Annotated in this window: 8 protein-coding genes; 4 read left to right on the forward strand and 4 right to left on the reverse strand. The window is 52.6% G+C overall.

What is annotated here, in order from left to right:
- Positions 1 to 54 precede the first annotated feature (54 nt).
- Entirely contained in the window at positions 55 to 1,191 is a 1,137-nt protein-coding gene (gene dnaJ / locus HMPREF2726_RS01295) for a molecular chaperone DnaJ (protein WP_003769239.1), read from the reverse strand.
- Positions 1,192 to 1,517: 326 nt separating this feature from the next.
- Here dnaJ and leuS point away from each other — a divergent pair, with 326 nt between their 5' ends.
- From leuS to HMPREF2726_RS01315, 4 genes are all read left to right on the forward strand, one after another.
- Entirely contained in the window at positions 1,518 to 4,148 is a 2,631-nt protein-coding gene (gene leuS, locus HMPREF2726_RS01300) for a leucine--tRNA ligase (protein ID WP_036529753.1), read from the forward strand.
- A 177-nt stretch (positions 4,149 to 4,325) separates the two neighbouring features.
- Positions 4,326 to 5,138, forward strand: coding sequence for a DNA adenine methylase (locus HMPREF2726_RS01305; RefSeq protein ID WP_009313080.1), 813 nt, complete (start codon positions 4,326 to 4,328; stop codon positions 5,136 to 5,138).
- On the forward strand, positions 5,131 to 5,940 hold the full coding sequence (locus HMPREF2726_RS01310) for a DNA-methyltransferase (protein WP_009313078.1): 810 nt from the start codon (positions 5,131 to 5,133) through the stop codon (positions 5,938 to 5,940). The genes HMPREF2726_RS01305 and HMPREF2726_RS01310 overlap by 8 nt, the downstream gene beginning before the upstream one ends.
- A complete protein-coding gene (locus HMPREF2726_RS01315; protein WP_009313076.1) occupies positions 5,937 to 6,491 on the forward strand; it encodes a hypothetical protein in 555 nt (184 codons plus the stop codon). The genes HMPREF2726_RS01310 and HMPREF2726_RS01315 overlap by 4 nt, the downstream gene beginning before the upstream one ends.
- Before the next feature lie 396 nt (positions 6,492 to 6,887).
- On the opposite strand, the gene argJ is transcribed toward HMPREF2726_RS01315, so the two are convergent.
- The 3 genes from argJ to HMPREF2726_RS01330 all read right to left on the reverse strand — a co-directional run bounded on the left by argJ (position 6,888) and on the right by HMPREF2726_RS01330 (position 9,237).
- The gene (gene argJ / locus HMPREF2726_RS01320; protein WP_009313074.1) at positions 6,888 to 8,108 is read right to left on the reverse strand and encodes a bifunctional glutamate N-acetyltransferase/amino-acid acetyltransferase ArgJ; all 1,221 of its coding nucleotides are present in this window, start codon (positions 8,106 to 8,108) and stop codon (positions 6,888 to 6,890) included.
- A gap of 83 nt (positions 8,109 to 8,191) precedes the next feature.
- Positions 8,192 to 8,893, reverse strand: coding sequence for an LrgB family protein (locus HMPREF2726_RS01325; protein WP_009313072.1), 702 nt, complete (start codon positions 8,891 to 8,893; stop codon positions 8,192 to 8,194).
- Positions 8,893 to 9,237 (reverse strand): CidA/LrgA family protein, encoded by a 345-nt coding sequence (locus HMPREF2726_RS01330; RefSeq protein ID WP_009313070.1) that lies wholly within the window; start codon positions 9,235 to 9,237, stop codon positions 8,893 to 8,895. Before HMPREF2726_RS01330 ends, HMPREF2726_RS01325 begins: the two co-directional genes overlap by 1 nt.
- Positions 9,238 to 9,446: the final 209 nt, after the last annotated feature.

The raw sequence follows: 9,446 nt of genomic DNA on the forward strand, positions 1-9,446 counted from the left end.
GATTTGGGGGCCAGTTCAGCTTTCAGACGACCTTTTACTGTTTTCAAATCCGAATCAGTCAAACAGTTCACCCACTTTGTCCCAGAACGATTTTTTGCGCGGGGTTTGGCTGCGGTCGAGACCGGTGGAGATTTTCTCGAACTCTTCCAGCAACTCTTTCTGGCGGTCGGTCAGGTTGACCGGCGTTTCCACCACAACGTGGCAGTACAAATCGCCCGTCGCGCTGGAACGCAGGGATTTGATGCCTTTGCCTTTGACGCGCATGCGGCGGCCGGTTTGCGTTTCTTTCGGAATGTTCAGTTTGACTTTGCCGTCCAAGGTCGGAACTTCGACTTCGCCGCCCAGGGCTGCGACGGCGAAACTGATGGGCAGCTCGCAATGCAAATCTAAGCCGTTGCGCTCGAAGATTTTGTGTTCTTTGACGCGGACGTTGACGTACAAATCGCCTGCGGGCGCGCCGTGCGTACCCGGTTCGCCTTCGCCGCTCAAGCGGATGCGTTGACCGTCGTCGATGCCGGCGGGAATATTGACCTCAACGGTTTTGCTGGTTTTGGTGCGGCCTTCGCCACGGCATTTGACGCACGGATCTTTGATTTCCTTGCCTGTGCCGTGGCAGGTCGGACAGGTCTGCTGCATTTGGAAAATAGCTTGGCGGACGTGTACCGTACCGGAACCGTGACAGGTCGAACAAGTCGATGCGGACGTGCCGGGTTTTGCGCCGCTGCCGTGGCAGACATCGCATTCTTCGTAGGTCGGGATGTTGATGCGTTTTTTGATGCCTTTGGCGGCATCTTCCAGCGTGATTTCCACGCCGACCTGCAAATCCGCGCCTTGATAGTTTGGCTGACGGCCACCGCCCCCGCCTCCGCCGAACATTTGGCTGAAAATGTCGGAAAAGTCGAAGCCCTGCGCGCCGCCGAATCCGCCAAAACCGCCGAATCCTCCTGCGCCGCCGCCCATGCCTTGCTCAAACGCGGCATGGCCGTATTGGTCATACATGGCGCGTTTTTCTTTGTCGGACAAGGTGTCGTAGGCTTTTTGAACTTCTTTAAATTTTTCTTCCGCTTCTTTGTCGCCGGGATTGCGGTCGGGGTGGTATTTCATCGCCAGCTTGCGGTAGGCTTTTTTGATTTCGTCGTCGCTCGCACCGCGCGCCACGCCGAGTGTTGCATAAAAATCTTGGTTGCTCATGATAGTAATGGTTGTTGATATGTGTAAAAACTAGACCGGATATATGGGTGGGGTGGGGAAAACTCAAGTGTCTGAATGCGGGGTCGTCTGAAAAATACCGTTCTGTTTTCAGACGACCTTTGTCAAACCGACCTACCGACAACCTGCTATAATCCCTCTTTTATTTTTCTCAGGGCGGACGGGCGATTCGAAACGGGCCGGATTTTGGCACAGAAATGTCAGATTCAAGGCAAAAACCGCAGAAGGCGGCAACTTATGGAACAAAATACCGCCGTTATCGAATCGTCAGCCCGCCCTCACATTTTCAAGCGAAAAACAGAATGACCATGCAAGAACATTACCAGCCCGCCGCCATCGAGCCTGCGGCGCAGAAAAAATGGGATGACGCCCGTATTTTCAACGTCTCCGAAGACGCTTCCAAACCCAAATACTACTGCCTCTCTATGTTCCCCTATCCCAGCGGCAAGCTGCACATGGGGCATGTGCGCAACTACACCATCGGCGACGTATTGAGCCGCTTCAAACTCTTAAACGGCTTCAACGTCATGCAGCCTATGGGTTGGGACGCGTTCGGCATGCCTGCGGAAAACGCGGCGATGAAAAACAACGTCGCCCCCGCCGCTTGGACGTACGACAACATCGAATACATGAAAACCCAGCTCAAAAGCCTGGGTTTTGCGATTGACTGGGAACGCGAAGTCGCCACCTGCAAACCCGAATACTACCGCTGGGAGCAATGGCTGTTTACCAAGCTGTTTGAAAAAGGCATCGTCTATCGCAAAAATGGCACGGTAAACTGGGACCCGGTCGACCAAACCGTCCTTGCCAACGAGCAAGTCATCGACGGACGCGGCTGGCGTTCGGGCGCGTTGATCGAAAAACGCGAAATCCCGATGTATTACTTCAAAATCACGGATTACGCCGAAGAGCTGCTCAACGATTTGGACAAGCTGGAACACTGGCCGGAACAAGTCAAAACCATGCAGCGCAACTGGATCGGCAAATCACGCGGTATGACCGTGCGCTTCGCCGTTTCAGACGACAGCAAACAAGGCTTGGAAGGCGATTACGCGAAATTCCTGCAAGTTTATACCACCCGTCCCGACACGTTGATGGGCGCGACTTATGTCGCCGTTGCCGCCGAGCATCCGCTGGCAACCGCCGCAGCCGCCGACAAACCCGAATTGCAGGCATTTATCGCCGAATGCAAAGCCGGCTCGGTTGCCGAAGCCGACATGGCGACGATGGAGAAAAAAGGCGTGCCGACCGGCCGCTACGTCGTCAACCCGCTCAACGGCGACAAGCTGGAAGTGTGGATTGCCAACTATGTATTGTGGGGCTACGGCGACGGCGCAGTGATGGCGGTTCCGGCGCACGACGAACGCGATTTCGAGTTTGCCACCAAATACAATCTGCCGAAAAAACAAGTCATTGCCGTCGGCGACAACGCATTCGACGCAAACCAATGGCAAGAATGGTACGGCGACAAAGAAAACGGCGTATTGGTCAACAGCGGCGACTTGGACGGCATGAATTTTCAGACGGCCTTCGACGCCATCGCCGCCAAACTGCAAAGCCAAGACGCAGGCGAACCGAAAACCCAATACCGCCTGCGCGACTGGGGTATTTCGCGCCAGCGCTACTGGGGCTGCCCGATTCCCATCGTCCATTGCGAAAAATGCGGCGACGTACCCGTCCCAGCCGACCAATTGCCCGTCGTCCTGCCTGAAAACGTCGTACCCGACGGCATGGGTTCGCCGCTGGCAAAAATGCCCGAGTTTTACGAAACCACCTGCCCATGCTGCGGCGGCGCGGCGAAACGCGAAACCGACACCATGGACACCTTCATGGAATCGAGCTGGTATTTCTTCCGCTACATGTCGCCCAAGTTCGCAGAAGGCATGGTATCGACTGAAGCTGCGAAATATTGGGGCGCGGTCGACCAATACATCGGCGGTATCGAACACGCGATTCTGCACCTCTTGTACGCGCGCTTCTTCACCAAACTGATGCGCGACGAAGGTTTAGTCAGCGTGGACGAACCGTTCGAACGCCTGCTCACGCAAGGCATGGTCGTTTGTGAAACCTACTACCGCGAAAACACCAACGGCAGCAAAGACTGGATCAACCCTGCCGATGTCGAGCTGACTTTCGACGACAAAGGCCGCCCCGTTTCCGCCGTCCTCAAAGCCGACGGACTGCCCGTCGTCATCAGCGGCACGGAAAAAATGTCCAAGTCCAAAAATAACGGCGTCGATCCGCAAGAACTGATTAACGCCTACGGCGCGGACACCGCCCGCCTGTTCATGATGTTCGCCGCACCGCCCGAACAGTCCCTCGAATGGAGCGACAGCGGCGTCGAAGGCGCGCACCGCTTCCTGCGCCGCCTGTGGCGTACCGTTTACGAATACCTGAAACAAGGCGGCGCGGTCAAAGCGTTTGCAGGCAGCCAAGACGGTTTGTCTAAAGAACTCAAAGACCTGCGCCACAAACTGCATTCCACCATCGCCAAAGTCAGCGACGACTACGGCCGCCGCCAGCAGTTCAACACCGCCATCGCCGCCGTGATGGAACTGCTCAACCAATACGACAAAACCGACACCGGCGGCGAACAAGGCCGCGCCGTCGCCCAAGAAGTATTGGAAACCGCCGTACGCCTGTTGTGGCCCATCGTGCCGCACATCTGCGAAACCCTGTGGAGCGAATTGAACAGCGCGAAACTGTGGGAAGCAGCCTGGCCGACAGTCGACGAAGCCGCCTTGGTCAAATCCGAAATCGAAGTGATGGTTCAAGTCAACGGCAAACTGCGTGGCAAAATCACCGTCGCCGCCGACGCCTCCAAAGCCGACCTCGAAGCCGCCGCACTCGCCACCGAAGGCGCGGTGAAATTCATGGAAGGCAAGCCTGCGAAGAAAATCATCGTCGTACCGGGCAGACTGGTGAACATCGTGGTGTAAAGCCGATTCGGCATTGATTGCTGTAATTAAAAAAGGTCGTCTGAAAACTTGGAAACAGGGTTTTCAGACGACCTTTTTAAGGTAGATTGAGTTGATAAGTCTAACAATCCATTGTATTCCTCACGATGTTTTGGCACAATTCCAAGCCAATCAACCACGCTTATACTCTGCATCCTAATGGCTTCAAAACCCTTCCTAAAATGGGCAGGCGGCAAACATAAACTTGTCCCCTTTATCGAACACAACCTCCCTTCTTCTGCACGAAAACGTCTAATTGAACCCTTTTGCGGTTCTGCCGCTTTGTCTCTTGCATTGGATTTCGAACATTATCTGCTCAATGATATTAACGCTGACGTAATCGGCTTATTCCATATCTTAAAAGAAGAAAAGTCCGTATTCATCGACTATGCCCGCTCTTTCTTTAATTCCGACAACAATAACGATTCAAAATTTTATGAATTGCGGGAACAATTCAACTCTAGCAAAAATCTGCACGAACGTTCCGCTCTATTTATCTATCTGAACCGCCATGCTTTTAACGGTTTATGCCGTTACAACAGCAAAGGGGCATTCAATGTGCCGTTCGGACGCTACAAATCGCCTTACTTTCCCCAACAAGAAATGGAAGGTTTCATTCAAAAATCTGACAGAGTTGAATTAATGTGCGGAGATTTTCAGACGACCCTATCTCTGGCAGACAATACGGATACTGTTTATTGTGATCCTCCTTATGCGCCTTTAAGCCTAACCGCTTCATTTACCACTTATGCCAAAGAAGGTTTCAATTTAGACGATCAAATCCGCCTTTCCCAGTCAGCCCAACAAATTGCACCTAACTCTCAAGGTGTTTTGATTTCAAATCATGATACTGAATTCACAAGGGATATTTATTCTTCTGCCATTCTGAAAACAGTTGAAGTACAACGCAATATCGCTGCAAAGGGCAGCAGCCGTAAAAAGGTCGGAGAATTGCTGGCAATTTATGAGTGATTTCGACAAACTGGCTGAAGAAGCCGCCATTTATCAAAACCGGTTGAAAAAAATCGTTTCAGACGACCTTGTCCTCTACAACGAAAATTCCCTTAACATCATGCGGAAGATATTGGAAAAACATCCAAACGGCTGTTTTGATATGATTTTCGCAGATCCGCCTTACTTTCTTTCCAATAACGGCTTCAGTTGTCAAAACGGACAAATGGTTTCCGTTAATAAAGGCAACTGGGATAAATCCAAAGGAATGGCGGCAGATTTGGAATTCTACGAAGAATGGCTCCGACTGTGTTACGCCTTATTAAAACCAAACGGCACAATTTGGGTTTGCGGCACATTCCATAATATCTATTTAATCGGCTACCTGATGCAAACCATCGGCTACCATATTTTGAACAATATTACTTGGGAAAAACCCAATCCTCCCCCTAATTTGTCCTGTCGTTTCTTTACCCATTCAACAGAAACAATCTTATGGGCAAAGAAAAATAAAAAAGCCAAACACACGTTTCATTATGAAACCATGAAAACACAAAACGATGGCAAACAGATGAAATGTGTTTGGACATTCCCTCCTCCAAATAAAGCCGAAAAAACATTCGGCAAACATCCGACACAAAAACCACTCGCCTTGCTTGAACGCTGCATACTGTCAGCTTCAAACATTGGAGATTTAATTTTTGACCCTTTCATGGGCAGCGGCACAACAGGAGTCGCCGCCTTAAAACATGGTCGGAAATTTTGCGGTTGCGAACTAGAAGAAGATTTTTTTGAATTAGCAAAGAAAAGGTTAGAAAAATGATTATTGGTGGAATCGGCGGTGCAAAAACACAAACAGGACTCAGATTCGAAGAACGCACAGACTTACGACAGCTGTTTGAAGAAATTCCCGGGTACGACTTAAGAAAAACAGATGATAATGCTGGTTATGAAGTTTGGTTTAATGGAGAATTGAAGGCTTATTGTTTCAAAAAATATGAGTTTTACCGATTTTTGGAAAGACCGGAATACAATATTAATTGGAAAGACCATCTGTCTAAAAGATTACTGCCCGACAATGGGTTATTTATCATCATCCGTGATACCTTATTTATCATTGAAATCAAATTTCAACAAACCCCTGGTTCCGTAGATGAGAAATTACAAACTTGCGACTTTAAGAGAAAACAATATACAAAATTGGTTCACTCTTTAGGTTGGCGGGTTGAATATGTCTATGTTTTGAATGATTGGTTTACAAAGCCAGAATATAAAGATGTTTTAGATTATATTATCTGTGTTAACTGTCACTACCAATTTAACACGATTCCCTTAAGGTGGTTTGGACTACCTGACGGTGAAATTAATGAATAAATACCATATTTAAAACACAACCAGCCGTAGCGTGGGCTTTGCCCACGGATTGTTTTTGGGAAAGCAAAGGTCGTCTGAAAGCCTGCGTACAGGTTTCAGACGACCTTTTATATTTTCGCGGGCATAGCACACGCTACCAGTTGAACACTGTTGGAAATACCGTTCTTTTTGATCGTGTTTCCCTTGATGTGGCGAAGCAAGCCGTAGCCTGAATCTCTACTAACCGCGTGCATGGCTACGCCACGCACCCTACCTGCGGACGGCACAAACTTTAAAACCGAGGTGTAGGGTGTATGCGGTATGCGCGCACGCGTTTTTTGCCGTTCTCAAACCATTGTTTCAAACTTTCAGACGACCTCAGACGTCGTCTGAAAACCCAAAACTTACAATCTGTCCTTACGAGCGGTAGTCTGCGTTGATGGAGACGTAGTCGTGCGACAGGTCGCAGGTATAGACGGTGGCGGCGGCTTGTCCGCGGTGGAGTTTGATGCGGACGGTGATTTCGTCTTTCGCCATCACTGCCTGCCCTTGTTCTTCGGTGTAGCTTGCGGCGCGGCCGCCGTTTTCGGCAACCAATACGTCGTCAAGATACATTTCGAGGGCGTCGGCATCCAAATCGGCGATGCCTGCGTAGCCGATGGCGGCGAGCAGTCTGCCGAGGTTGGGGTCGGAGGCGAAGAAGGCGGTTTTAACGAGGGGCGAGTGGGCGACGGCGTAGGCGACTTGGCGGGCTTCGTCGCGGGTTTTGGCGTTTTCGACGCGGACGGTGATGAATTTGGTCGCGCCTTCGCCGTCGCGGACGACGGCTTGGGCAAGTTCGAGGGCGAGGCTGCCGAGCAGGTCTTTGAGCTGTTTGTAGCGCGGGTCGGCGATGTTGTCGATTTCGCTTTGGCTGTTTTTGCCGGTAGCGATGATGACGAAGCTGTCGTTGGTGCTGGTGTCGCCGTCAACGGTGATGGTGTTGAAGGTTTCGTCGGCGATTTCTTGGGTCATCAGTTGGAGGACGGGTTGGGAAACTTTGGCATCGGTGGCGATGAAGGAGAGCATGGTCGCCATGTTGGGGTGGATCATGCCGGAGCCTTTGGCGATGCCGGTGGCGCGGACGGTGTGTTTTTCGCCGACGCTGCCTTCGCGCGAGGCGGATTTGGGCACGGTGTCGGTGGTCATGATGGCGCGTGCGGCATCTGCCCAGTCGGCGGGCTGCATTTTGGGCAGGGCGGCGGTGATTTTGCCGACGGGCAGGGGCTCGAGGATGACACCTGTGGAGAACGGGAGGACTTGGGAGGGTTTGCAGCCGGTTTGTTCGGCGGTGGCGGCGCAGGTTTCGATGGCGTCGATTCTGCCTTGCGCGCCTGTGCCGGCGTTGGCGTTGCCGGTGTTGATGATGATGGCGCGCACGCCGTCTTCGTCGAAGAGGTGTGATTTGGCGATGTGGACGGGGGCGGCGCAGAAGCGGTTGGTGGTAAAGACGGCACCGACGGTGTTGCCGCCGGAAAGTACCATCAGGGTGAGGTCGGCGCGGTCGGTTTGTTTGATGCCTGCGCGGGCGGTGAAGAGTTGGATGCCGTCGATGTTCAGCAGTTGGTCTGCGGTTTTTTCTGTGAGGTTGACTGCCATTTTGCTGCTCCTTTGTTTGGGGTTGCTATGGGTTTGGGTTTCAGACGACCTTTTTGGTTCATCGGGGGTCGTCTGAAAAGTGTTCAGAATCCTAATACGGGGATGATAATCGGGGCGATGGCGGCGGTCAGTACGCCGTTGAGGGTCAGCCCCAGCCCTGCGTATGCCGCCATGCGCCGGCTGCGTTCGAGCGAGGCGGCGATGCCCATGGCGTGTGAGGCGGTGCCGAGCGACATGCCGACCGACGAGGGCATGCCGACGGTGTTTTTAAGCACGGTATAACCGGCTATCTGCCCGACCAGTCCGGCGACGATGACGGTGGCGGCGGTGATGGCGGGGATGCCGCCTATGGTGCGGGTGATTTCGATGGCGATGGGGTTGGTCACGGATTTGGCGGCGAGCGAGAGGACGACTTCGCGTTCCGCGCCCAGCCATTTGGCGAAATACATGCCTGTGATGATGCCGGTCACGCTGCCGGCAAGCTGCGAGACGATGACGGGCAGCCACTGGCTGAAGATTTTTTGACGGTTTTGATAAAGCGGGACGGCAAGTGCGACGACGGCGGGCTTGAGCCAGAAGTCGATAAACTGCGCGGCATCGTGGTACACGGCGTAATCGATGTCGAGGATTTTGAGGTAGGCAATCAGGGTCACGGTGCTGATTAAGACGGGGTTGAGCAGCAGATAGCCCGTCCGCGCGCGGAGGATGAGTGCCAACGCGTAAACCGCCAGCGTCAGAAAAAGCAAAACGCTGGGCTGCTGCCACAGGGAAAGGATGTCGTCCATCAGATTTTCTCCCGTATCCATTGGTGCACTTTGCCCGTAACCAACAGGACGCACACGGTACTGGCGGCGGCGGAGACGAGTATCGACAGCCAACTGTCGGCAATCAAATCCAAATAGCTGATGACGGCAACGCAGGGCGGCACAAGGAAGAGCGTCAGGTTTGACATCAGCGCGTCGGTAAGCTGCTGCAACCACTCGGCTTTCACCCACCCCGCCTGAAGCATGGCAAACAGAATGCCCATGCCGATGATACTGCCGGGCAGCTTGATGCCCGTAAGGTAGGCGGCGGTTTCGCCGAGCGCGAGGCAGCCGAGCAGGACGAGCAAGGCGCGGATGGTGTGCATGGGTCGGGTTTCCTCTATGGTTTGCCGCTTTGCAGACGGGCGGTTTATGAATCTTTGTTAATAATTGAATCATAACGCCCTTGGGGTCGTCTGAAAAGTGTGGCTCAGCCCGAATGCAACATCGATTTGCCGTTTTCGCGCTTATCCGCATCAATCAATGATGAAACCAAACGATAAGGTCGTCTGAAAGCTGAACTGGCCCCCAAATC

This window comes from Neisseria sp. HMSC074B07 (assembly GCF_001810355.1).
In the GTDB taxonomy this organism is placed as follows: Bacteria; Pseudomonadota; Gammaproteobacteria; order Burkholderiales; family Neisseriaceae; genus Neisseria.

What these genes read in the sequence shown, in the direction of transcription:
- dnaJ (WP_003769239.1), bottom strand. Translation starts at nt 1,191, where the DNA reads ATGAGCAACCAAGATTTTTATGCAACACTCGGCGTGGCGCGCGGTGCG.
- leuS (WP_036529753.1), top strand. Translation starts at nt 1,518, where the DNA reads ATGCAAGAACATTACCAGCCCGCCGCCATCGAGCCTGCGGCGCAGAAA.
- HMPREF2726_RS01305 (WP_009313080.1), top strand. Translation starts at nt 4,326, where the DNA reads ATGGCTTCAAAACCCTTCCTAAAATGGGCAGGCGGCAAACATAAACTT.
- HMPREF2726_RS01310 (WP_009313078.1), top strand. Translation starts at nt 5,131, where the DNA reads ATGAGTGATTTCGACAAACTGGCTGAAGAAGCCGCCATTTATCAAAAC.
- HMPREF2726_RS01315 (WP_009313076.1), top strand. Translation starts at nt 5,937, where the DNA reads ATGATTATTGGTGGAATCGGCGGTGCAAAAACACAAACAGGACTCAGA.
- argJ (WP_009313074.1), bottom strand. Translation starts at nt 8,108, where the DNA reads ATGGCAGTCAACCTCACAGAAAAAACCGCAGACCAACTGCTGAACATC.
- HMPREF2726_RS01325 (WP_009313072.1), bottom strand. Translation starts at nt 8,893, where the DNA reads ATGGACGACATCCTTTCCCTGTGGCAGCAGCCCAGCGTTTTGCTTTTT.
- HMPREF2726_RS01330 (WP_009313070.1), bottom strand. Translation starts at nt 9,237, where the DNA reads ATGCACACCATCCGCGCCTTGCTCGTCCTGCTCGGCTGCCTCGCGCTC.